Here is a 23,138-nt window from a genome sequence, read left to right as displayed (position 1 = left end):
CTTGAACGTAAGCGCCCGGAACCGTCCGAGCGACGCTGCCGGCCGTTGGTGCGGCCGACCGGAAGATGTTAGCGGCGAACCGGCGCGGCGTCTACGGGTTTCGAGATGTCTCCCCGCCCACCTCACCTTGCGCACCACCGCATCGTCCGGCCCAGGCAAGCGGCAGGGCAAATGTCAGTCGTCGATATTCTCGTGCACGGCGGCGGCACCTGCTTTCCAGTAGCTGGCGGCGCGGATGCGCCCCTTCTCGATGCCCCGCTCGGCCACCAGGTACTGTCGTACCGCGCGGATCGCCGCGCCTTCGCCGGCTGCCCAGGCATAGCCCTCGCCGCGCGGCAGCGTGAGCTCGCGCAGGGCGCCTTCAAGCAGATTGCCGGTGGTTGCGCCCGCCGGCGCGCTGTCGCGGTGTTGCCAGCGGATCTTGGCATCGGCGCGGCTGGGCAGCGGGATTTCAGCGGCGGCGTTGTCCACCGCCAGCACCACCAGCGCGCGCACGCCGGCCGGCAATTCCTCCAGGCGGCGGGCGATGGCCGGCAGCGCGGTTTCATCTCCGACCAGCAGGTGCCAGTCGAAACCCTCGGGAATGACGAACGAACCGCGCGGACCGCCCACGCCGAGATACTGGCCGGGCGCCGCCTGCGCGGCCCAGGTGGAGGCAGGGCCATCGCCATGCAGTACGAAGTCGATATCAAGCTCGCCGGCGGCGGCGTCATGGCGGCGCGGCGTGTAGTCGCGGGCCGCAGGCTTCGGCACGCCTTCGGCAAACACCGGGCCGTTGGGGCCGGCTTCGGGCAGCGTGGGCTTGGCCTGTCCCGGCGCCGGGAAAAACACCTTGACGTGATCGTCGAAGGAAGCGGAGACAAAACCCTTCAGGTCGTCGCCGGCCAGCGTGACGCGCAGCAGTTGCGGCGCAATGGCCTGGGTGCGCACCACTTGCAGCAGGCGCATCTTGAGTTCATGGCGAACGCGTTGCACGGTAAGGTCGCGAGTAGTCATGGATTTCCTGGGTGTCGGGGATATGGGATAGGCGATGTGGAGTGAGGGGATACGGGTCAGCATCAGGCGCCCTGCCCGTCTTGCCCGTCTTGCCCGTCCTGCCCGGCATTGATCTCGGCGGTGGCCCGGGCAAGGATGGCGGCGATGCGCCGCTGCTCGGCCGGCGTGGCGTCGGTGCGCAGCAGCAGCGCCCGCTTGAGCGCCGTGCGTGCCTCGACGAACTCGGGCAGCCAGCCGCCTTCGGCCTCACGCTCTTCGCCGGCCTCGCCCCCCTCGCCGGACAGCGCGCGACGCACCCACTCCATCTTGCGCGCGACATGCTTGAGCTTGTTGAGCATCAGGGCCAGCCGTTCCCGGTTGGCGTCGAGATGCGCCCGCCCCGGCTCCGCCAGCTGGTAGCGCTTCTTGTTGCCCTCGGTATCCACCGTGGCGTAGCCGACCTCCTCCAGGAAGGTCAGCGCGGGATAGACCATGCCCGGGCTGGGCTTGTAGAAACCGTTGGTGCGGGTCTCCAGCGCCTTGATCAGTTCGTAGCCATGGCTGGGTTTTTCCTCCAGCAGGAACAGCAGCATCAGTTGGAGATCGTCCGAGCTGAACTTGCGGCCGCGCCGCCAGCTATCGCCGTCGCCGTCGAAGCCATCCCCGCCGCCGCCAAAGAAACCACCCGGACCGCCGCCATGACGATGGCGGCCAATGGCATGGCGCGCCCCTTGAGACGAGGAAGGAAAGGAAAAATGGGCAGACAGGTGGCCCAGCATGTGATGGCTAAGCCGGTCCCAAAGCGGATGGTGACGCATGATCGCGACTCCTACTATCGAAAGACATATCGTAAGATATATATCGTAAGTAAGGATGTCAAGAAGATCGTCGCGCGGCACGGATGGGAATCCAGCGTTTGCGGCGGGCACGCGGGCCCGCCCGATCCTGCGGCGCTTACTGCAAGCGCCTCTCCTGCGCTGCCTCGATACGTCCGAAGCGTCCGCTGCGCAGATCCTGCACCGCCTGTGCGATTTCTTCCTCGGTGTTCATGACGAACGGCCCATAGCTCACCACCGGCTCGTCGATGGGGTCACCGTGCAGCACCAGCACCATCGCGGCGCTGGTGGCTTCCAGCGAGAATACGGTGCCCGCGCGGTCGAACAAGACCATCTGCCCCGCTTGCGCGGCCTGGATGCCGTTGACCCGCACATTGCCGCGCAGCACGACCAGCGCCACCGTGCGGCCCTGCGGCGTTTCCAGTTCCACGTCAGCTCCCTTGCGCAGTTGCATGTCCCACACATCCATCGGCGTGAAGGTGTGGGCGGGTCCGCGTGCGCCCTGGTATTCACCGGCGATCACCCGCATCTCGCCGACGCCGCCCGGCAATGGCAGCGACGGAATATCCGCCGACAGAATGGTCTGGTAGCCCGGCGCTGCCATCTTGTCCCTGGCGCGCAGGTTGACCCACAGTTGCACCATTTCCAGCGTGCCGCCGCTGCGGGTGAAGTCTTCCGAGTGGAATTCCTCATGCAGGATGCCGGATGCCGCCGTCATCCACTGCACGTCGCCCGGGCCGATGCGTCCGCCCTGCCCGGCGGAATCGCGGTGTTCCACTTCGCCCTCGTAGACGATGGTCACGGTCTCGAAGCCGCGGTGCGGATGCTCGCCCACGCCGCGCTTGCGGTTGGCCGGCGCGAACCTGGCCGGGCCGGCATGGTCCAGCATCAGGAACGGGCTCAGATGACTGCCAAGGCTCTGCTGCGAGAACAGCGTGCGCACGGGAAAACCGTCGCCTACCCAATGGGCACCCGGGCTGCTGTAGATGCCAATGATCTGCTTCATGACGACTCCGGAACGATGGCGGGCTGAAGGCGCCCTTGGTGACAAAGAGCTTAGGCCCGCTCCGGCAACGGCGGTAGCCGCCGTGCGCTATCCTCAGTGTCCTATCGATGGGACGATGCCCCGATGCACCCCGACCTCAACGACCTCTTCTACTTCGCCCAGGTGGTGGACCACCAGGGCTTTGCACCGGCCAGCCGTGCCCTCGGCATACCGAAGTCGAAGCTCAGCCGCCGCATCGGCGTGCTGGAAGAGCGCCTGGGCACGCGCCTGATCCAGCGCTCGACGCGGCATTTCTCCGTTACCGAGATCGGGCAGAGCTACTACGGCCACTGCAAGGCCATGCTGGTCGAGGCGGATGCCGCGCAGCAGGCCGTCGACCTGACGCATTCCGAGCCCCAGGGCATCGTGCGCCTGACTTGCCCGGTGGCGCTTCTGCACGCGCGGATCGGCGCCATGGTGGCGGAGTTCATGGCCGCTTACCCCAGGGTGATCGTGCATCTCGAGGCCACCAACCGCAGCGTGGACGTGATCGCCGAGCGCATCGACGTGGCGATCCGCGTGCGCGTGCCGCCCTTGCGCGACAGCGACCTCGTGATGCGCACGCTGGCCAGGCGCGCCTGGTGCCTGGTCGCGAGTCCCGCGCTGCTCGCTGGCCGCGGTGTGCCCGCGGTGCCGGCCGATGTAGCGGCGCTGCCGACGCTCGACTTGGGGCCGCCGCAACCGGCGCATAGCTGGCAACTGCAAGGACCTGACGGCGCCAGCACGGAAATCCGGCACAACCCGCGGCTGGTCACCGACGATATGCTCGCCCTGCGCCTCGCCGCGCTGGCGGGGGTGGGCGCGGTGGCATTGCCGAACATGGTGGTGGAAGAGGCGTTGATGCAAGGCCGGCTGGTCATGCTGGTGCCGCAATGGCGGCCGAAAGGCGGCGTCATCCATGCCGTGTATCCCTCGCGCCGGGGCCTGCTGCCCGCGGTGCGTGCCCTGATCGATTTTCTCGCCCTGCGCTTCGAGCAGATCGTGGAGGAGTAAAGCCGGCGGGCACGGCGGCGTGTCAATGGCGAAGGCGGACAGCGCTTCAGGACGCGCTATCGCCGCGATACGATTCACCACCCCAATTCAGATCGCGGCACGAACACACTGAATTGCCTGTTGCCGCCTGGGTAGGCTAAGTTAGCGGCAGGGAGGCTGGAGCCCTGTTGGGCGGTGTTATATGCGTCGCCTTCGGCATATCGACTGCCAGATCCAACACCGGAGATAAACATGTCCAGCCGGCACGCCCCGTTTCCAGTGAAGCCATGACGCAAACCGCGCCCGCCGCTCCCAGCTACGAGATCCTTTTCGCTTTCACCGGAAAAGCCGGCACGGTGCTGGAGATCAAACGCCTCGGCTTGTCAGCCGATGCGCCGCGTTCGCGCAAATACCAGTGGCTGTGGGTAGCCGGCGGCGATAGCCAGCAGCCAGTGCCGCTGCGGTTTGTCTCGATGAGCCAGGGGATTCGCCAGGAGCGTGTGTTCGCGCAGGGCACGCTGCGCTTCGACGAGTACGATGCAGAAATGACGTTGCCAGAGGGTACCACCGTGTATCTGCGGGCCTGCGCGCCGGACGCCGTGCCGCCCACCGCGGCCGCGCTGGCGGCTCGCTTCGTATCGGAACAACCGGCGACCTGCACAAGGGCCGACCTATGAAACCTGACGCACCGGGCATGCCGCCGGGGCAACCTGAGCGTAGATCCGTGCTGGTCTGGGACGTGCCGACACGGCTGTTCCACTGGCTGGCGGCGATGCTGGTGGCCGGGGCTTACGTGACCTGGAAGCTGAACTGGATGGACTGGCATATCCGGATCGGCGAGACCCTGCTCGCGCTGGTGCTGTTCCGCTTGCTCTGGGGCTGCTTCGGCAGCGAGACCGCCCGCTTCCACAGCTTTCTGGCCCCGCCCGCTGCCGCGTGCCACCATTTGCGCCAGATGTTCCGGCGCGAGGCCGACCTGCAGGTCGGCCACAATCCGGCGGGAGGGTGGATGGTGCTGCTGCTGCTCGCCTTGATGCTGGGCGAGACGCTGAGCGGGCTTTACATCAACAACGATATCGCGGACGCTGGGCCACTCACCGAATGGGTTCCCGCATCGGTCGCCAACGCGATCACGGCGCTGCACGCGATCCTGTGGGACGCGCTGCTGGCAGCGGTGGCGTTGCACGTGCTGGCCATCGCGCTGTACGCGGCCGCCAAGGGCCACAACCTGCTGCGTCCCATGCTGACCGGCCGCAAACCCCTGCCGGCGCGCATCGCCGCGCCGCGGCTGGCGTCCACGACGCTCGCGTTGCTGCTGCTGGCAGTTGGCGCCGCCTGCGCGGCGCTTCTCGCGGCGTATATTTGAGCCACGCGCTGAGCCACGGGCCAGGCGCGCCGTCAGTTGCTCTTCGGTGGCACCACCTGGCCACGGATCTCGCCGGCCGGATGGTCCTTGGTATGCACGTTGATGTACATCTCACCCGCAAGGAACTCCTGCGCGTCGGCCGGGGACAGCGTGGCCTGGCCCTTGGCAGGGCTGGTCAGCGGGGCACCTTTCCCGGAAATCCAGACCTTCACCCCCGCGTTCTTGCCAGCCGCGGCAGGTCCGTGGAAATGCGCCATGGTGGCCTCGCCAGACAGGCCGTTGAAGCTGACCGTCCAGGTCACGACGCGTGTGGCGGGGTCGTAGGTGAGGTCGGCGGAGCCGCTGCCCCGGCTCTCGACGGGAGGCACCTCCTGCGCGCCGGTAAGCGGCACGCTGAACGAGAGCGGCGCCGCATGCGCCAGGGTCATGGCCCCCGCTAACACGAGGCCGGCGAGCATCATATGCCCCTGAGATGTCGAGATACGCATCTGGTTTTCTCCTCTCCGTCATCCACTGGTCCGCTGGTTGAACAGCACCATTGAGCCGCTGTCGAAACCAGCTTAGTTCATGACCAAGGCACAATGAACCTCACTCGCCCAAAAACTCCGCCACCACTTCCAGCCCCTCCACGTGATCCGCAACCACCTTGGCGATCACGGCGATGGGAATCGCCAGCAGCACGCCCCAGGCGCCCCATAGCCAGGTGAACAGCAGCAGCACGATAAACACCGCGACCGCGTTCATCTTCGCCATGCGCCCCGTCATCCAGGTGGTGACCACCAAGCCGATCAGGGTGGCGACCAGCATCGAACCGCCGGCCGCCATCGCCGCCGTGCCGAAGTCGCCGGACTGCATGAAGGCAGCAAGCCCGATGCATGACGCAATGAGGACCGCGCCGAAGTAGGGCACCAGGTGCAAGGCGGCGGCGGCCAGCGCCCAGGTGCCGGCGTTATCCACGTGCAGTGCCCGCAACAGGACCCAGGTCAGCGCGCCAACCATGGCGTTGGTAACGAACAGCATCACCATATAGCGCTGGATCTGCCGGTTGATTTCATCGAGCATGTGCACGCTGATCTTCTTTTGCGACAGCGTGGTACCTGCCATCTTGACGAACTTGCGCTTGAACATGTCGCCGGACACCAGCATGAAGAAGGTCAGGAACAACACCACCAACACCTGGGCGACGACGGCAAAGACGCCTACCGAGCCTGCCAGCAGAATATTGTTGAGCGAATCCTCCGCGCGCTCGACGATGACCCGCGAGCCCCGCAACGGCGGCCCTTGCCCCGTGCCGCCCAGGACCGTGGCCGCCCGCCGGATCTTTTGCACCATCGAATCGTCGCCGCGGAGCAAGGCGCCCACCGAGCGCGACACCTTGGTAGCCACTTCCGGCAAGCGGTCGACCAGGCCGGTTACCTGGTCCTGCAGCAGGTAGGCGCAGCAAACCACGCCGGCCAGCAGCGCCAGCAGCACCAGGGAGGCACCCAGCACGCGCGGTATGCGGCGGCCGCACAGCAGGGTGACCAGCGGATCGAGCATGTAGGCAATGACCACCGCCAGTACCACGGGGATCACAAATTCGCGGGCGAGGTGCAGCGCATAGAGCGACGCCAGCACCGCGAGGACGGTCAGCGCCCGCTCGCCGCGCCCGACAGGCACAAGACTGGGCGCGGCTGCCGGCGGCTCGCTTGCCGGCGGTGGTGCGGCTACTGAGGGTTCGGGTGCGGCTACGGATACGTGGCTGTCCGTGCCGGCAACAGTGGCGGAACCGGCGTTCAATTCAGCCATGGGAGTCGGCTTTCCCGGGTGAAGGATGGCATGGTGGCGCCATGCCAAGGCATGTGAGGGTAACGGTGGACATCTTGCCCGTTCCTGTCTGGGTGCAAAAGTCGTGCGCGAGGCGCGCCGGCGACGGCGTTACTCCAAGCATAGCCTTGCCGGGCGGCCTGGTTGTCGGAGAATGCCGCCGGCCGATGTAGGACAAGCACACCATGCCACGCGGGGCAATGCGCCGCATTGAACGCCATCGGCCAGCCTGCCGCCGGCCTGGATGTGCGGCAGTTGCCGTCCCCGGGCCGCCGGCAAATCTGATACGGTCTTTTTCCCAGCGGTTGCTACTGGTATGTTTCTCACCCGGCGGGTAGCATGATGTCCATGGCATGCGCCTGGCGCCAAACGCACAAAACGCAAAACCGCACAAGATGCGCAATGCGCGGGATCGGGCATCGTGCCCAATTTCCCGGCAATGCTCATGGACATCCCCGCTTCAAACCTGCCCGCCTGGTCAGGCTCCGCCACGGCCGCGGCACCTCGCAGCCTGCCGCTTGATCCACCGCGCCCAAAAAAAGAGCCATCCAATGCGCTCATCATGTGGCTTACTCTAGCGACTTGTGCTGCCTCGGCGCGCCGTGCACGGACCCGCTCCCGACCGACCGCCCCTGCCCGCCACAGCAGCTTCATGGAGATCAAGCTATGTTCGGTTTGAGCGCGCTCGACCTGGCCCGGATCCAGTTCGGTTTCACCATTTCCTTCCATATCATCTTTCCCGCCATCACCATCGGCATGGCGAGCTACCTGGCGGTGCTGGAAGGCTGCTGGCTGCGCACCCAGAATACGGTCTACCGCGACCTCTATCATTTCTGGTCCAAGATCTTTGCCGTCAATTTCGGCATGGGCGTGGTATCCGGGCTGGTCATGGCTTACCAGTTCGGCACCAACTGGAGCTTCTTCTCGGACTTCGCCGGCAGCGTGACCGGCCCCTTGCTTGCGTATGAGGTGCTGACCGCGTTCTTCCTGGAGGCGGGCTTCCTCGGGGTGATGCTGTTCGGCTGGAGCCGGGTGGGCCCCGGCCTGCATTTCTTCGCCACCCTGATGGTGGCGCTCGGCACGCTGATCTCGGCCACGTGGATCCTGGCGTCCAATAGCTGGATGCAGACCCCGCAGGGCTACGAGATCATCGATGGGCGCGTGGTCCCGGTGGACTGGCTGGCAGTGATCCTCAACCCGTCGTTCCCGTACCGGCTGGTGCATATGAGCGTGGCGGCCTTCCTGGCTACCGCGCTGTTCGTGGGCGCCTCCGCCGCCTGGCACCTGCTGCGCCGGCGCGACAACCCGGCCATCCGCAAGATGCTGTCGATGGCGATGTGGATGCTGCTGATCGTGGCGCCGATCCAGGCCGTGATCGGCGATATGCACGGCATCAACACGCTCAGGCACCAGCCGGCCAAGATCGCCGCGCTCGAAGGCCATTGGGAAAACCACGGCGACGAGGCACTGCCGCTGATCCTGTTCGGCTGGCCCGACATGGCGCGCGAGGAAACCCGTTTCGCGGTGGAAGTCCCACGCCTGGGCAGCCTGATCCTCACCCATAGCTGGGATGGGCAGATCCAGGGGCTCAAGGAATTCGCGCCGCGGGACCGGCCCAACTCCACCATCATCTTCTGGAGTTTCCGCGTGATGGTGGGGCTGGGCATGCTGATGATCCTGCTGGGGATCTGGAGCCTGCTGCTGCGCCGGGGCGGGAAACTGTTCCAATCCCGCGCCTTTCTGCGCATGGCGCTGTGGATGGGCCCGACCGGGCTGGTGGCGATCCTGGCCGGCTGGTTCACCACCGAGATCGGCCGGCAACCATGGGTGGTCTACGGCCTGATGCGCACCCATGATGCGGTCTCGCGGCACGGCGTGCCGGAGTTGGCGTTCTCGCTCGCGCTGTTCGTGGTGACCTACTTCTTTGTGTTCGGTGTGGGCATTGCCTACATGATGCGGCTGGTGCGCAAGGGCCCGGTGATGCATGAAGGCGACCCCGAGCCCGATGGCGGCCACGGCATCGGGGGTACGCCCGCGCGTCCGCTGTCCGCGGTGGACGACCCCGGCGATGTACCGACCGCGCTCGCTAGCGCTAACCAGTTGGCCGATCGCAGGAGCTGAACATCATGGGCATCGACCTCTCTCTGATCTGGATCCTCATCATCTTCTTCGGCGTGATGATGTATGTGGTGATGGACGGCTTCGACCTCGGCATCGGCATGCTGTATCCCTTCGTGCCGGACCGCCATGACCGCGATGTGATGATGAACACGGTGGCACCAGTGTGGGACGGCAACGAGACCTGGCTGGTGCTGGGCGGCGCGGGGCTGCTGGCTGCCTTCCCGCTGGCCTACTCGCTGGTGCTCAGCGCGCTCTACCTGCCGCTGATCCTCATGCTGCTGGGGCTGATCTTCCGCGGCGTGGCGTTCGAGTTCCGCTTCAAGGCCAACGACCGCGAGCGCCATGTGTGGGACAAGGCGTTCATCTGCGGCTCGCTGATGGCGGCCTTCTTCCAGGGGGTGTCACTGGGCGCGTATATCGATGGCATCAAGGTCAGCGGGCGCAGCTTTGCCGGCGGGCCGCTGGACTGGCTGCAACCCTTCCCACTGTTCTGCGGCGTCGGCGTGGTGGTGGCGTACACCGTGCTCGGCAGCACCTGGCTCATCGTCAAGACCGAAGGCAAGCTGCACGAGCGCATGCTGGAACTCACCGGCAAGCTGGCCTGGGCGTTGCTGGCGGTCATCGTCGTGATCAGCATCTGGACACCCTTCTCGCAGCCGCGCATCGCCGAGCGCTGGTTCAGCTTTCCCAACCTGCTGTGGTTCTCGCCCGTGCCACTGCTGGTGGCGTTCGCCATGTACCGGCTGATCCACTCGCTCCGGCTGCATGCGCACCTGGCGCCCTTCATGTACACGCTGGCGCTGGTGTTCCTCGGCTATAGCGGGCTGGCGATCAGCGTGTGGCCCAATATCGTGCCGCCCGATATCTCGATCTATGCGGCCGCCGCGCCGCCACAGAGCCAGGGTTTTGCGCTGGTGGGCGCGCTCTTCATCATCCCTTTCATCCTGATGTACACGGTGTGGTCATACTACGTGTTCCGGGGCAAGGTGCGGCGTGGGGAGGGGTATCACTGATGGCGCTGGCAAACCCCGGCGGCGGCGGTGCGCCGCCGCGCAAGCCCTGGCTCAAGCGCATCGGGTGGCTGGTAGCCATCTGGCTGGCCAGCGTGGCGGCGCTGGGGGCGGCGGCCCTTGTGCTGCGCCTGCTCATGGGCCTGGCCGGCATGCATGGCTGAGGCTGGGCCGCCGCACCGGACTCAGGCGGACAATCCGCCATCCACGCCGATGCTCTGCCCGTGGATGAAGCGCCCGGCCGGCGACGCCAGCAATACCGCCAGCCCCGCCACATCCTTCGCCTCACCGATGCGGCGCATCGGTATGGTAGCGGCGTACCGCGCCTCCTGCTCCGGTTTGCCCCACAACACCTCGCGCGAGAACTCGGTGCGCACCGGGCCGGGGTTGATGGCATTGACGTTGATGCCCTTCGGCCCCAGTTCCAGCGCCAGGCTGCGCACGGCACCGTCGGTCGCGGCCTTGGTGATGCTGTACATCCCAAGCATGGGCGAACCGCGCTTGGCGGCAATGCTCGACATAAAGACGATGGAGCCGTCGCCGCGCTCGATCATCTGCGGTGCCAGTGCATTGACCAGCACCAGGTTGCCCCGCACATTGCCCGCCATCGCCTGGTCGAACACGTCCGGGCCCTGGCTCAACAGCGAGCCGGCGATGCCATTGCCCGCTGCGTTCAGCACCAGCGCGTCGACACGGCCATAGGCGTCCAGCGCCCGCGTGGCAAACGCCTGGACGCTCTCCACGTCGCTGATATCGCAAGCGATGCCTTTGGCCTTGAACCCCTCGCCTTCCAGGGCGGCTGCTACCGCCTCGGCGGTGGCCTGGTCACGACCGGACACCACCAGTGCGGCGCCGGAGGCACCCAACGCCCGGGCCATTTCCAGGCCCATGCCCCTGGTGGAGCCGGTGATAACGGCCACGCGGCCAGTGAGATCGAACAGATTCAGCATGACAAGTTCTCCTGAGGGAAAGGCAGCGCTCCCGTTTCAGTGATGTTGCGGGCGGCGCCGTTTTTTAAATGACGATCAACATTTATTGAATAAATTATGGTCATCATTTAAAATACGGTCAAGCAAAGTTTTGGCAGGAGAGACGAACATGGCGCGCGCATCACGAGAGCAGGCGGAAAAACACCGGGAGGCCATCGAGCAGGCGTCCTCGAAGCTGTTTCGCGAACGTGGACTGAACGGCGTCAGCGTGGCCGAGCTGATGGGCAGCGCGGGCCTCACGCACGGCGGCTTTTATGGCCACTTCTCGTCAAAGGACGAACTGGTCGCGCTGGCCAGCAAGCGCGCCTTCGAGGAATCCGCGCGGCGCTGGTCGCACCGCATCGAGCACGCCGAAGGCGACAAGCGGGCGATGCGGGCCAACCTGATCGAGCCCTACCTGACGCAGGCGCACTGCACCAACCCCGGCGACGGGTGCGCGGCGGCAGCCCTGGCCGGCGACATTGCCCGCGAGCCGGCGGACAAGCCGGTGCGCCAGGTCTATATCGACGGCCTCAGGCAGATGGTCGACGAATGGCTGAAGACGGTGGACCACGAAGACCCGGTCGAGCGGCGCAAGCTGGCCCTGGCGGAACTCGCCACGCTGGTGGGTGCAGTGACGCTCGCGCGCGCCGCCGAAGGCGATGCCCTTTCCGACGACATCCTCGCCGCCGCGCGCGAGATGCTGCTGGGCGCGCGCGCGCAATAACACCAACGCCCCTCGAATACCCCAACGCCTCCGGATTTCCCATGTTCGCTCAAGCGCTTTCCAGCCGGCTCGACCGGCGCGGCATCCACTACGCGTGGCTGATCGCCGCCATCACCTTCTGCGTGATGCTGACCACATCGGCCGCGCTCGGCCTGCCCGGCGCCTTCCTCAAGCCGCTGACGCGCGAGATGGGCTGGGACACCGACCAGATCTCGTCGATCCTCGCTTTCCGCTTTGCACTGTTCGGCCTGATGGCGCCATTCTCGGCCAACCTGATGGAGCGCTTCGGCGTGCGCAACGTGGTCTGGGCCGCGCTGGCGCTGATCGCTGGCGGCATGGCGCTGGCTACGGTGGCAACCGAACTCTGGCAGTTGTTTATCGCCTGGGGCCTGATGCTCGGCGTCGGCTCAGGCCTGACCGCCCTGGTGCTTGCCGCCGTCGTCGCAAGCCGCTGGTTCAGCGCGCGGCGCGGGCTGGTGGTCGGCATCCTGACGGCCAGTTCGGCCACCGGCCAGCTGGCCTTCCTGCCCGTGGCCGCCTGGCTGATCGAGCATATGGGCTGGCGCATCGCGGTGCTGCCGGTGCTGGGTGCCTGCGCGTTGCTGGCGATGCTGGTGTTCTGCTTCATGCGCAACCGCCCCGCCGACGTGGGCCTGAACGCTTTCGGCGAAGTGCCCGTGCATGTACATAGGCAAGCCACGCCCGCCGCCGCGTCCCCGCCCGCGCCGCTGACCCTGCGCGGACCCTTCGTGGTGCTGCGCGATGCCGCCCGCAACCAGAGCTTCTGGATCCTGGCCGGCACCTTCTTTATTTGCGGCCTGAGTACCAACGGACTGATCCAGACGCACTTCATCTCGCTGTGCGCGGACTTCGGCATGGCCGCGGTGCCCGCCGCCGGCGCGCTGGCGATGATGGGCGCATTCGACTTCGTCGGCACCATCCTGTCGGGCTGGCTGTCGGACCGCTATGACTGCCGCAAGCTGCTGTTCTGGTACTACGGCCTGCGCGGCCTGTCCCTGTTCTGGCTTCCGCATTCCACGTTCACGCTGTACGGCTTGTCGATCTTCGCCATGTTCTACGGCCTGGACTGGATCGCCACGGTGCCGCCCACGGTAAAGCTGGCGAGTTCGGAGTTCGGCAAGGAACGCGCACCGATGGTGTTCGGCTGGATCTTTGCCGCCCACCAGGTCGGCGCCGCCACGGCCGCGTTTGGCGCGGGACTTACCCGCACGCTGTTGCTGACTTATACGCCGGCACTGTACGCGGCGGGCGCGGCCTGCGTGATCGCGGCGCTGCTTGCGCTGATGGCCCGGCGTCCAGTGACGCAGGCAAGCGGCACGTCCACGCAAACAGCCGAAGTGTAGGAATCGCGGCACTGGCCGCCACCGCCGCGCTGCCTCCATCGCCATGACGGAGACAGCGCTGCGCGGCTGAGACACCACTACACGCAGCATCCCCGCCTTACCCCTCCGCTTTTTCGCGTTTCCGCGTTTCCGCACTTCCCCCGCTGTCTCCGAAGGCCACGTCCACGGCCGCCCCCCCGATTCCCCCTATTCCCGCCACCTGCAGGCCGCAGCCAGGACAGGTGTGCGCCCCGCGCTGCCTGTCCCTTCAAGAATACAAATAAGCCCATCAGCATTCTTTGCCTCCGTGTCACCCGGGTGACAACCCCTTTTCTTACTCTGCGAACGCGTCGCGGGGAGCGCGATCGGCAGCGCCGCCAAAGCGCGCGCCGCTTCACACATCAGAAAAGAGGAACCGGAAATGACATGGAAACAGCAGGCACGCATGGCATGTAGCCTGGCCCTGGCGGGCACGGTAGCGGCATGCGGAGGCGGCGGCAGCGATACGCCGGCGGCGATTGCCCCGGAGCAGAGCAACCCGGCCCCGAACGGTCCCGCCGGCAAGAAGGTATTGCTGGTCGGCGTGGACGGCGCCACTTATATCCAGTTGCAGAGCGCGATGGCCCAGCGCAGCCTGCCGAACCTGGCGACGCTGGCGATCACGCCCGCCTCCACCGGCGGCAGGCTCGGCACCACCACCGAGCAGGTTCCGCTCGACGGCCCAAGCTGGGCCACCGTACTCAGCGGCAGCTGGGTCGACCGCCACGGCGTCACCGACGACGTAGCCGCTGCCGCCGGCCTGAAGGCGCCCAGCCTGTTCCAGTACTTGCGCGCCGCCACCGCCGGCTCAAGCCCGCTGCGCCTGGGCGGCGCCACCAGTGCGCCCATGCTGCCGGCGCTGCTCAAGGCCGAGGTCACCGCGGGCAATCTCAACGCGCTGCGCGACTGCAATGCCGATGACAACTGCGTGACGCAGGAAGGCATCCAGCTGGTGCAGTCCGGCTACGACGTGGTCTTTGCCCAATACAGCGCGCCCGCTATCGCCGCCTCCGCGCAAGGCTTCCAGGGCGGCGGCTACGCTAGCGCGCTGTCCGGCTTCGACCAGGCGCTTGGCAAGTTGCTAGCCGCCGTGCAGGCGCGCCGCCAGGCCAATGCCAACGAAGACTGGCTGGTGGCCGTGACCACCAGCCACGGCCTGGACGCGACCGGCTCCACCACCACGCTGCCGACGGTGCAAAACCGCACCACCTTCATTGCCCTCAACAAGCCGTTCAATGCGGTGCTGGCCACCAACCTGGCCGCGGCACCCGCCAATGCGACCGCCCTCTCGGCATTGCCGACCGAAGCCGACCTGTTGCCGACCATACTTGCGCATACCGGCGCGGCAGTGCCCGCGGCCTCGAACAGGCTCGATGGCTCGGCCCTGACCGGCGACACAGGCGTGCGCGCGTTGACTTCCGTGGTGGGCGCCTACAACGCTTCGCTGTTGCTGTCCTGGCAGAACCCGGCCACGGCCAGCGGCGACATGACGCTGCTGCGCGATGGCGTGCAGATCGCGACATTGCCGGCGGGGACCACCAGCTACGAAGACAAGACGCTCAACGCGCCCGCCAGCGGCATCTACCGCTTCAACTACACGCTGGTTCGCAACGGCGTGCCGGTCTCCATGCTGGCGCAGATCAACTACGTCAAGCCGATCGTACTGGCCGATACGCTGCGCAACAACCTGGCCGCCTACTACAGCTTCGAGGCGTTGCCCGCGACCGACAGCAAGGGCACTACCACCATCGGCCCGTGGGTGCCCGGCACCGACGGCGGCTCGCTGGGCAGCGACAACTTCGGCGCCAAGTCGCTGAAGGTCGATTCGCGAATCGATGCCTACCAGCTCACGCAGAGCGGCGCCGATATTGCGCTCTCCCCGCAGTTCACCATCGGCTTCTGGTTCAAGTCCGACTGCACGCAGGGCAACGGCACCGGCGAGCCCATCCTGTCGAACAAGAACTATGTCTCGGGCTCCAACCCCGGCATTGCACTCGGCCTGTTCGCCAGTTGCGAGATCCGCTTCAACATCGGCAGCGGCGGCAAGCGCGACGACATCCAGGGCATGAAGTTCAGCGCCAACCAGTGGGCCTACGTGGCCTTGTCGGTCAACGCCACGGCCAAGACCTTCAGCGCCTACATCATCGATCCGGTGCTCGGACTGCAAAAGACCGAGAACAAGGCCATCGTCAATACCGACGTGACCAAGCTCAACGGACTCGCCACCAGGATCTGGGGCATCAACGACGATGCCACGCACGCCTATGTGCCGAACAACGCCGGCGCGCTCAAGGGCGTGATGGAGTTCAACGACCTGGCCATGTGGACGCGCCAGCTCAGCCTGGCCGAGCTGCAGACCATCACCGGCTCGCGCCAGCCGCTGTCCACGCTCAATCCCTGAACCTGACACCCCCACGAGAGCAAACGTGACCATGAAGCCTTCGATTTCCCTTCTCGCACGCCCGGGCTGGCTGGCGGCACTGGCGCTGTGCGCAGCGCTGGCCGCCTGCGGCGGCGACTCCGCCGACAACAAGCCCGCCGACCCGGCCCAGCCGGCCCAGCCGGCCCAGCCAGGACAAGCGCCCGCGGTCACCCCGCAGTTGCGTTGCGCGCCTTGACACGCATCAGCACGCCCGGCCCGCACGTCCGGCACCACACCGAACAGTCCAGTAGAAAACAAAGATGAGCCTTCACAGCAGACGTAATTTCCTCAAGCTGGCCGGCGGCGGCACCGCCGCTGCCGCGGCGCTGGCCGCCTTCCCGCTTTCGATCCGCCGCGCCCTGGCGATACCCGCCAACAACGCCACCCGCAGCATCCGCGACGTCGAGCATGTGGTGATCCTGATGCAGGAGAACCGCTCCTTCGACAACTACTTCGGCACCCTGAAGGGCGTGCGCGGCTTTGGCGATCGCTTCCCGATCCCGCTCGCCGGCGGCCTCAATGTCTGGCAGCAGAGCTACACCAACCGCATCGTCCAGCCGTACCATCTCGACAGCGCGACCGGCAATGCGCAGCGCGTCAGCGGCACGCCGCACAGCTATCCCGATGCGCAGAACGCCTGGGACCTGGGCCGCATGAGCAAGTGGCCCACCTTCAAGAACACCCAGTCGATGGGCTACTACACCGAGGCCGAACTCGGCTTCCAGTTCGCCCTGGCCAATGCCTTCACCCTGTGCGACGCCTACCACTGCGGCTTCCACGGCGGCACCAACACCAACCGCCTGTTCCACTGGACCGGCACCAACGACCCCACCGGCGCCAATGGCGGCCCGGTGATCGACAACAGCGGCGACTCCATGGGCGCGTCCACCAGCGGCTATCGCTGGACCACCTATCCGGAGCGCTTGCAGGCGGCCGGCGTGAGCTGGAAGCTCTACCAGAACATGCCGGACAACTTCACGGACAACCCGCTGGCGGGCTTCGTGCAGTACCGCAAGGCCAACGAGGCGCGCGGCAACACGTCCAATGGCAGCCCTTACCCGGCCTATACCATCGCGGACGATGTCATCAACCCGCTGATCAAGGGCATCGGCAACACCATGCCGGACAGTGGCTTCCTGCAGGCCCTGAAAGACGACATCGCAGCGGGCAGCCTGCCGCAGGTGTCGTGGATCGTGGCGCCGGCCAACTACTCCGAACATCCCGGGCCTTCCAGCCCGGTGCAGGGCGCCTGGTACACGCAGGAAGTCCTCAATGCGCTGACGGCCAACCCGGACGTCTGGAGCAAGACCGTCCTGCTGATCAACTTCGATGAGAACGACGGCTTCTTCGATCACGTGCCGCCGCCGTGCGCGCCCGCCTACGACGCCAACGGCGTGCTGGCCGGCAACTCCACCATCGCCACCACTGGCGAGTACCACACCGACAACCACCCCTACGGCCCGGGCCCGCGCGTACCGATGTACGTGGTCTCGCCGTGGAGCCGCGGCGGCTGGGTCAACTCGCAGGTGTTCGATCACACCTCGGTGCTGCGCTTCCTGGAAGCCCGTTTCGGCGTGGCCGAGACCAATATCAGCCCGTACCGCCGCGCCATCTGCGGCGACCTGCTGTCGGCGTTCGACTTCGCCAATCCCAACAGCGCAGCGCCGCCCGCCGTTTCCAGCCTGACCAAGGCCTCGGTCGACAGCGCGCGCACGGCGCAGGAAGGCAAGCCGCAGGTGGCGCTGCCCACCGTGAACTTCCAGAGCGCCAACCCGGCGAACCAGGAAATCGGCACCCGGCTCTCGCGCGCCCTGCCCTATGAACTGCACGTGAGCGGCCGCGAGGACCCGCTCGCGCGGGCCATGTGGCTGCTGTTCAGCAACACCGGCAAGGCCGCCGCCGTCTTCCACGTCTACGACCGTCTGCACCTGGACCGCGTGCCGCGCCGCTATGCGGTCGAGCCGGGCAAGCAGCTCAATGGCAGCTGGGACGTCTTCACCGCCGACAATGGCAAGTACGACCTGTGGGTGATTGGCCCGAACGGCTTCCATCGCAGCTTCCAGGGCGACGTCAGCACCGTGTCGGCCGCGGGCGGCACCGCGCCGGAAATCCGCGTGTGCTACGACATCGCCAATGCCGCGGTCTACCTGACCATGATCAACACCGGCGCCGCGGCCTGCACCTTCACCGTCACGCCCGCTGCCTACCGCGATGACGGCCCCTGGACCTTCGAGATCCCGCCGGGCAAGCAGCTCGACCAGCACTGGCCGGTGGGGCTGCAGGGCAACTGGTACGACTTCGTCGTCACCACCACCCAGGGCAGCTTCAGGCGGCGCTTTGCCGGCCGCCTGGAGACCGGCGCCGACGCGGTGTCCGACCCCGCACTGGGCAAGCCCGCGCGGGCCGTGCCCTGAACGAGGCCGGGCGGCGGGCGGCTCGCCTGCCGCCCGGCTTCGCGTGCGCTCTACTTCCCTTGCCTTATCGCGCCGCCGCGCCAACGGCGGCGCGATGAGGCACTGTCATATGAACTGTCATATGAACTGTCATATTTCCTCGCTAGACTGGCGCGCTTGCCTTATTTCCACGGACCCCCATGCTCGGCGACCTGCTGACGACGTTCTATGAAGTGGCACGGCAGGGCAGCATCACCACCGCGGCCAAGCAGTTGCGCGTGAGCCAGCCCACGGTGACCGGCCGCATCCGCCAGCTTGAAGAAAGCTACGGCGTGGAGCTGTTCTACCGGCGCGCCGGCCGGGTCGACCTGAGCGACGTCGGCGTGGCCTTGATGCCGGTGGTGGAGCAACTGATGCAGCATGAAGGCAGCGCGGATTTCCTGCTGCGCAATGCCGGCAGCCTGCACCTGGGCCATCTTCGCATCGGCGCCACCGGGCCCTATTACATCCTGCGCAGCGTGGCCGGCTTCCGCGCGCGCCACCCTGCCATCGAGATCAGCATCGAGATCGGCAACTCGCAGCAGATGCTGGATGCGCTGTTCGAGTACCGCATCGACGTCGCGGTTTCGTCGCACGCCGTCGACGACGATCGCCTGGCCCGCATCACCCTTGCCACCGACCCGATGGTGCTGGTGGTCAACCTGGCCCATCCGCTGGCACGCGCGTCCAGCGTCAGCCTGGCGCAGCTTGCAGCTTGCCACCTGCTGGTGCGCGAGCATGGCTCGATGACGCGCAAGGCCACCGAGACCGCGCTGGGCAACGCCGGCCTGCCGCTGCCCGCCAGTACCGTGATCGGCAGCCGCGAAGCCATCTGCGAAGCGATCCGGCAGGGGCTCGGCGCCAGCGTAGTGCCGCTCGGCGAGGTCCCGCGCGACCCGGCGCTGTGCGTGGTGCCGTTCGCCAGCGACCCACCCGTGCTGCACGAATATCTCTACTGCCTGCAAGGCCGCACGCACACGCGCCTGATCGGCGCCTTCCTGGGCTGCCTGGCGCCGCGCGCGGCGGCGTAGCCGCGCACGAAATTTTCCGATATCGGTATTGGCATTCTTGCGCCGCGCTTCATCCGCAGGTCACTGCCGGTACGCATGCTTGCCGCTTTTCCGACCGGAGACGGCGCATGTCCTGCCTTGCCTTGTTTGACCTCGACCACACCTTGCTACCGCTGGATAGCGAATATGAATGGGCACGCTACCTGGTGGACGTGGGGGCCGCCGATGCGCGCGAAGTCGAGTCCAACAATGCGCTGTGGCTGGCCGAGTACAGCGCCGGGCATCTCGATTTCCATCGCCATGCCAGCTTCGCCCTGGGCCTGCTGGCGCGCCATCCGCGCGCACGCCTGGAGGCCTGGCGCAGCGGCTTCATGCGCGACGTGATCGAACCGGCCATCCTGCCCGAAGCGCGCGCCTTGCTGGCATCCCACGAGCAGGCCGGCGACCTGTGCTGCATCGTCACCGCCACCTGCCGCTTCGTCACCGAGCCGATTGCGCAAGCGCTGGGCGTGGCCCACCTGATCGCGGTGCAGGCCGAACACGACGCGCAGGGCGATTTCACCGGCGCCGTGGAAGGCGTGCCGAGCTTCGGCGCGGGCAAGATCGAGCGCGTGGCGCAGTGGCTGGACTCGCTCGGCATGACCTGGAACCAGTTCGAGCGCACCGTCTTCTATAGCGACTCGCGCAACGATATCCCGCTGCTCGAAGCGGTCAGCCATCCGGTGGCCACCAATCCGGATGCCGCGCTGCGCGCGCTGGCGGCCACGCGTGGCTGGCCGCTGCTGGCCCTGTTCGCGCCGGCGCTGACTGGCGCCTGAAGCGCAGCACGCGTCACGGGACTTTCACATGATTGGGGGATGATGGCGGGCGCGGTTTTTTTATAACCGGACCCGCGCCAGCGCCTATATTGGCTCTAGCGTCATGACGATCGTACCGCCCCTGCCGACCGCGTTCAGTTAAGCTGGCCGGCGCCGATCCCAGGAAACCGCCCTCGCCCTCGCCCATGTCCGATTGCCCGTCCCGCGTCACCTCCACCGCCAGCCGCCCCGGCGCGGCGCGCCGGGCCCACTGACGCCGCCGCGCATGGCGCAGTCAACCACCGCCGGCGGTTTCGCTGAATTGCATCAGCTGGAAGTCATCCTGGAGGCTGGCGCCAGCCGCCTGGAGGCCTGCCGCGTCGGTGAGGTACAAGCGCGCGGCCAGCGTTTCCCGCTCTACACCGCCAGCATCGGCTCGAACGATCCGCACGCCCCCGCCATCGGCTTCTTTGCCGGCATCCATGGGCTTGAGCGCATCGGCACGCAGCTGCTGCTCGACTATATGCGCATGCTGCTGTGGCGCCTGGAGTGGGACGAGCTGCTGGAACGCCAGTTGCAATCGGTGCGGCTGCTGTTCATGCCCATTGTCAATCCGGGCGGCATGTGGGCCTCCACGCGGGCCAATCCCAACGGCGTGGACCTGATGCGCAACGCGCCGCAGGACGCGGTCGGCCGGGTGCCGCTGCTTGCCGGCGGCCAGCGCGTGGGGGCGTGGCTGCCGTGGTATCGCGGCAGGCGCGGCGCGCCCATGGAGGTGGAGAGCACGGCCATGCTGCAAGTGGTGGCGCAGCAATTGCAGGGCCGTCCCTTGAGCTTTGCGCTGGATTGCCACTCGGGCTACGGCTGGGGCGACAGCATCTGGTTTCCCTACGCGCGCACCGCTGCGCCGATGGCGCATCTGCCCGAGATGTTCGCCCTGAAGACCATGTTCGAGCAGGCGCATCCGCACCACGGCTATGCCTTCGAGCCGCAAAGCCGCCAATACCTGGTGCACGGCGACCTGTGGGACTGGGCCTATGACCACACGCCCCCGGGCAATATCTTCCTGCCGATGACGCTGGAGCTGGGTTCCTGGCTGTGGATCAAGAAGAATCCCCGCCAGTTGTTCTCGCGCCAGGGCTTCTTCAACCCGGTCAAGGCGCATCGCACTGCGCGCGTGCTGCGCCGCCATGCCAACCTGCTCGATTTCCTGGCGCGCGTGGCCTACGCACCGGAGCGCTGGCTGCCGCGCGGGCAACGCCGGCAGCAGTTGCTCGAAATCGCCAGCGCGCAGTGGCAAGGCGGCCAGGGCAGATGAGCGGATGACCGGATGAGCGACTGGATCCTGTTGCGCGGCCTGACGCGCGAGACACGCCATTGGGGCGCCCTGCCCGGCGTCCTGCAAACCGCCGCCGGCATCGGGCCGGTTGCCATGCTGGACTTGCCTGGCAACGGCACGGAGGCGGCCGGGCGCGCGCCAGCCAACGTGGCTGCCATGGTGGCGTTCATGCGTGAACGTGCCCGCCAGCGGGCGCTGGCCAAACCTTACCGGCTGCTGGCGATGTCGCTGGGCGCCATGGTGGCGGCCGAATGGGCGCAGCGCCATCCGGGGGAAATCGGGGCACTGGTGTTGATCAATACCAGCATGCGGCCGTTTAGCGCGGTCACGGAACGCCTCCCGCCACGCAATTGGCCGGCCATGCTTGGCATGGCGCTGGCCTGGCATCACGCCGATTACTGCGAGCGCACCATCCACCGGCTGACCTGCAACACCCGCACGGCGCTCGCCGCCGACGTGGCGGCGTGGTGCGCGATTCGCACCAGCGCACCGGTGAGCCGCGCCAATGCGCTGCGCCAGCTGTGGGCCGCGGCGCGCTATCGCGCGGCGCCCACGCCACCGGCCTGTCCGACGCTGGTGCTGTCGTCGGTGGCGGATCGCCTGGTCGACCCGGCCTGCTCGGCCCGCCTTGCCGCGGCCTGGCGCGTGCCGCACCGCCGCCATCCCTGGGCGGGGCACGATTTGCCGCACGACGATCCGGCGTGGCTGGGTGCGACGGTGGCGTGGTGGCTGGCGAGCGGCGGCGCGCCTTAGCGAGCAACTAGCTAGCGATATAGCGCTTGAGGCGACGATGGATTTCCTTGTTCGACATACCTTCCTTCGTGCGACGGTCGATGTAGGCCCGGGTTCGTGGATCGCTACTCGCGCGGGCGGCGGGCGTAGGGCACACCGGGTTCCCCGTGCCGGCGCGGCACGGCGTGGCGAATGGCGGCCAGTTCCGCGGAGAGCGCCTTGAAGGCCGGATCGCGGCGCAGATGGGCTCCCCTGGCACCCGAAAGCAGGGACAGATCGTCCAGGTCGAGGCCGGGCCTCTGCTCGTACAGTCGGCGGGCGTAGTGCATATCGGCTTCCCCGTCCCGGCGCGGCACGGCGTTGCGAATGGCGGCCAGTTCCGCGGAGAACACCCTGAAGACCGGCTCGCTGCGCACTCGGCTTACCGAGCCGCCCGAAAGGGTCAGCCCGCTCGGGCTGAGGCCGGACCGCTCTGCGGTGGCGGCTACGCTAAGATGACCGGGCTGCTCCGGCTGGGCGCGCTGAAGCGCCGCCTGTTGTTGTCCGTACGCGTCAAGCGCTCGCAGGACGGATTCGCCGAGATCGCAGGARCGCTCAAGCTGGTCGGCCAGGCAATGGCGCAGCAGCGCTGCMTYTTCGCCAGGCATCGGTGTGTCGCGCCGGCACGCCCGCGTGAAATTGTGGTACGCATTCGGGTCAAGCATGCTGAGGCCCAGGCGCACGGCATCGAACAGGCTGTTCGGCCGCKYGCCGCAATAGAYCCGTTGCACGTGTGGAGCGCTAGTAGCGAGAGCCGCGTACTGTCCATCGGCACAGCGCACTATGTGCACCGGGCCGGACGGGCCAGGCCGGGCGGGCGTACCGTACTGGAGCGCGGACGCCCCGGGGGGGCTGCCGTCGACATGCAGCTGAATCTGSACGCCCGGCGGCCAGTCGGGGTGCGTGGGGATCAGCCACAGCGCGATGTCCCGCATCAAGTCATCSAGAAAGCCCATGCTCCGCAGTGTCGCGGCTGCCGCGTTGCGGGTCACCGCATCGACCTGGGGGGGAGTCCCTGTGCACGTGGTGCTCGAAGCCTGCGCCGCTTCAGCAGGGGGCGAGTCCGCCGCGAGGGCGTTCAACTGATGGGAGATCGAAAACATGAGGTAGGCTCCGTTGGAGAATCATCCTCCTGAGTGCCTGAAACTACGTCGAAGGT

The 23,138-nt window shown here is 67.0% G+C and carries 22 protein-coding genes; 15 read left to right on the top strand and 7 right to left on the bottom strand.

Features of this window, described 5'->3' with window-relative positions; all coding sequences use genetic code 11:
• Nucleotides 1-174: 174 nt before the first annotated feature.
• The 3 genes from AC1DQ3_RS23000 to AC1DQ3_RS22990 all read right to left on the bottom strand — a co-directional run bounded on the left by AC1DQ3_RS23000 (nt 175) and on the right by AC1DQ3_RS22990 (nt 2,817).
• Nucleotides 175-996, bottom strand: coding sequence for a siderophore-interacting protein (locus AC1DQ3_RS23000; RefSeq protein ID WP_477122458.1), 822 nt, complete (start codon nt 994-996; stop codon nt 175-177).
• A 62-nt stretch (nt 997-1,058) separates the two neighbouring features.
• Nucleotides 1,059-1,793 (bottom strand): PadR family transcriptional regulator, encoded by a 735-nt coding sequence (locus AC1DQ3_RS22995; protein WP_477122457.1) that lies wholly within the window; start codon nt 1,791-1,793, stop codon nt 1,059-1,061.
• A gap of 136 nt (nt 1,794-1,929) precedes the next feature.
• Complete coding sequence (locus AC1DQ3_RS22990) at nt 1,930-2,817, bottom strand: pirin family protein (protein ID WP_477122456.1); 888 nt, start codon at nt 2,815-2,817, stop codon at nt 1,930-1,932.
• Nucleotides 2,818-2,940: 123 nt separating this feature from the next.
• Here AC1DQ3_RS22990 and AC1DQ3_RS22985 point away from each other — a divergent pair, with 123 nt between their 5' ends.
• From AC1DQ3_RS22985 to AC1DQ3_RS22975, 3 genes are all read left to right on the top strand, one after another.
• On the top strand, nt 2,941-3,849 hold the full coding sequence (locus AC1DQ3_RS22985; RefSeq protein WP_477122455.1) for a LysR family transcriptional regulator: 909 nt from the start codon (nt 2,941-2,943) through the stop codon (nt 3,847-3,849).
• A 266-nt stretch (nt 3,850-4,115) separates the two neighbouring features.
• Entirely contained in the window at nt 4,116-4,505 is a 390-nt protein-coding gene (locus tag AC1DQ3_RS22980; protein ID WP_477122454.1) for a hypothetical protein, read from the top strand.
• Nucleotides 4,502-5,194, top strand: a complete 693-nt coding sequence (locus AC1DQ3_RS22975; protein WP_477122453.1) for a cytochrome b/b6 domain-containing protein — start codon at nt 4,502-4,504, stop codon at nt 5,192-5,194. The genes AC1DQ3_RS22980 and AC1DQ3_RS22975 overlap by 4 nt, the downstream gene beginning before the upstream one ends.
• A gap of 32 nt (nt 5,195-5,226) precedes the next feature.
• Here the strand turns inward: AC1DQ3_RS22975 and AC1DQ3_RS22970 are convergent, their stop codons facing one another.
• Nucleotides 5,227-5,682: a CHRD domain-containing protein gene (locus AC1DQ3_RS22970; RefSeq protein WP_477122452.1), complete on the bottom strand. Its 456-nt coding sequence runs from the start codon at nt 5,680-5,682 to the stop codon at nt 5,227-5,229.
• A 100-nt stretch (nt 5,683-5,782) separates the two neighbouring features.
• Entirely contained in the window at nt 5,783-6,982 is a 1,200-nt protein-coding gene (locus AC1DQ3_RS22965; protein WP_477122451.1) for an AI-2E family transporter, read from the bottom strand.
• A 684-nt stretch (nt 6,983-7,666) separates the two neighbouring features.
• On the opposite strand from AC1DQ3_RS22965, the gene AC1DQ3_RS22960 reads away from it, so the two are divergent.
• The 3 genes from AC1DQ3_RS22960 to AC1DQ3_RS22950 are packed head-to-tail and all read left to right on the top strand — an operon-like array spanning nt 7,667 to nt 10,295.
• Nucleotides 7,667-9,121 (top strand): cytochrome ubiquinol oxidase subunit I, encoded by a 1,455-nt coding sequence (locus AC1DQ3_RS22960; protein ID WP_477122450.1) that lies wholly within the window; start codon nt 7,667-7,669, stop codon nt 9,119-9,121.
• 5 nt (nt 9,122-9,126) lie between these two features.
• Nucleotides 9,127-10,134 carry a cytochrome d ubiquinol oxidase subunit II gene (gene cydB, locus AC1DQ3_RS22955; protein ID WP_477122449.1) on the top strand — a complete coding sequence of 336 codons (1,008 nt, stop codon included), beginning with the start codon at nt 9,127-9,129 and terminating at the stop codon, nt 10,132-10,134.
• Nucleotides 10,134-10,295 (top strand): DUF2474 family protein, encoded by a 162-nt coding sequence (locus AC1DQ3_RS22950; protein ID WP_477122448.1) that lies wholly within the window; start codon nt 10,134-10,136, stop codon nt 10,293-10,295. The genes cydB and AC1DQ3_RS22950 overlap by 1 nt, the downstream gene beginning before the upstream one ends.
• A gap of 21 nt (nt 10,296-10,316) precedes the next feature.
• On the opposite strand, the gene AC1DQ3_RS22945 is transcribed toward AC1DQ3_RS22950, so the two are convergent.
• The gene (locus AC1DQ3_RS22945; RefSeq protein ID WP_477122447.1) at nt 10,317-11,081 is read right to left on the bottom strand and encodes an SDR family NAD(P)-dependent oxidoreductase; all 765 of its coding nucleotides are present in this window, start codon (nt 11,079-11,081) and stop codon (nt 10,317-10,319) included.
• 148 nt (nt 11,082-11,229) lie between these two features.
• Between AC1DQ3_RS22945 and AC1DQ3_RS22940 the strand changes: the two genes are divergently transcribed.
• The 9 genes from AC1DQ3_RS22940 (at nt 11,230) to AC1DQ3_RS22900 (ending at nt 21,961) form a co-directional block, all read left to right on the top strand.
• Nucleotides 11,230-11,826: a TetR/AcrR family transcriptional regulator gene (locus AC1DQ3_RS22940; RefSeq protein WP_477122446.1), complete on the top strand. Its 597-nt coding sequence runs from the start codon at nt 11,230-11,232 to the stop codon at nt 11,824-11,826.
• Between the two features lie 41 nt (nt 11,827-11,867).
• Nucleotides 11,868-13,190 carry an MFS transporter gene (locus AC1DQ3_RS22935; protein WP_477122445.1) on the top strand — a complete coding sequence of 441 codons (1,323 nt, stop codon included), beginning with the start codon at nt 11,868-11,870 and terminating at the stop codon, nt 13,188-13,190.
• Between the two features lie 400 nt (nt 13,191-13,590).
• Nucleotides 13,591-15,609 carry a LamG-like jellyroll fold domain-containing protein gene (locus AC1DQ3_RS22930; protein ID WP_477122444.1) on the top strand — a complete coding sequence of 673 codons (2,019 nt, stop codon included), beginning with the start codon at nt 13,591-13,593 and terminating at the stop codon, nt 15,607-15,609.
• A 31-nt stretch (nt 15,610-15,640) separates the two neighbouring features.
• The gene (locus AC1DQ3_RS22925) at nt 15,641-15,826 is read left to right on the top strand and encodes a hypothetical protein (protein ID WP_477122443.1); all 186 of its coding nucleotides are present in this window, start codon (nt 15,641-15,643) and stop codon (nt 15,824-15,826) included.
• 64 nt (nt 15,827-15,890) lie between these two features.
• Nucleotides 15,891-18,044, top strand: a complete 2,154-nt coding sequence (locus tag AC1DQ3_RS22920) for a phosphocholine-specific phospholipase C (RefSeq protein WP_477122442.1) — start codon at nt 15,891-15,893, stop codon at nt 18,042-18,044.
• A gap of 179 nt (nt 18,045-18,223) precedes the next feature.
• Nucleotides 18,224-19,093: a LysR substrate-binding domain-containing protein gene (locus AC1DQ3_RS22915; protein ID WP_477122441.1), complete on the top strand. Its 870-nt coding sequence runs from the start codon at nt 18,224-18,226 to the stop codon at nt 19,091-19,093.
• Nucleotides 19,094-19,200: 107 nt separating this feature from the next.
• Entirely contained in the window at nt 19,201-19,890 is a 690-nt protein-coding gene (locus tag AC1DQ3_RS22910) for an HAD family hydrolase (protein WP_477122440.1), read from the top strand.
• A 265-nt stretch (nt 19,891-20,155) separates the two neighbouring features.
• Nucleotides 20,156-21,187 carry a M14 family zinc carboxypeptidase gene (locus AC1DQ3_RS22905; protein WP_477122439.1) on the top strand — a complete coding sequence of 344 codons (1,032 nt, stop codon included), beginning with the start codon at nt 20,156-20,158 and terminating at the stop codon, nt 21,185-21,187.
• Nucleotides 21,188-21,199: 12 nt separating this feature from the next.
• Nucleotides 21,200-21,961, top strand: coding sequence for an alpha/beta fold hydrolase (locus AC1DQ3_RS22900; RefSeq protein WP_477122438.1), 762 nt, complete (start codon nt 21,200-21,202; stop codon nt 21,959-21,961).
• A gap of 104 nt (nt 21,962-22,065) precedes the next feature.
• On the opposite strand, the gene AC1DQ3_RS22895 is transcribed toward AC1DQ3_RS22900, so the two are convergent.
• Nucleotides 22,066-23,082, bottom strand: coding sequence for a hypothetical protein (locus AC1DQ3_RS22895; RefSeq protein ID WP_477122437.1), 1,017 nt, complete (start codon nt 23,080-23,082; stop codon nt 22,066-22,068).
• Nucleotides 23,083-23,138: the final 56 nt, after the last annotated feature.

Source organism: Cupriavidus sp. 01T418, from assembly GCF_056398885.1.
Note: the sequence above shows the minus strand (reverse complement) of the source record. Positions and strands in the feature narration are given on the sequence as shown.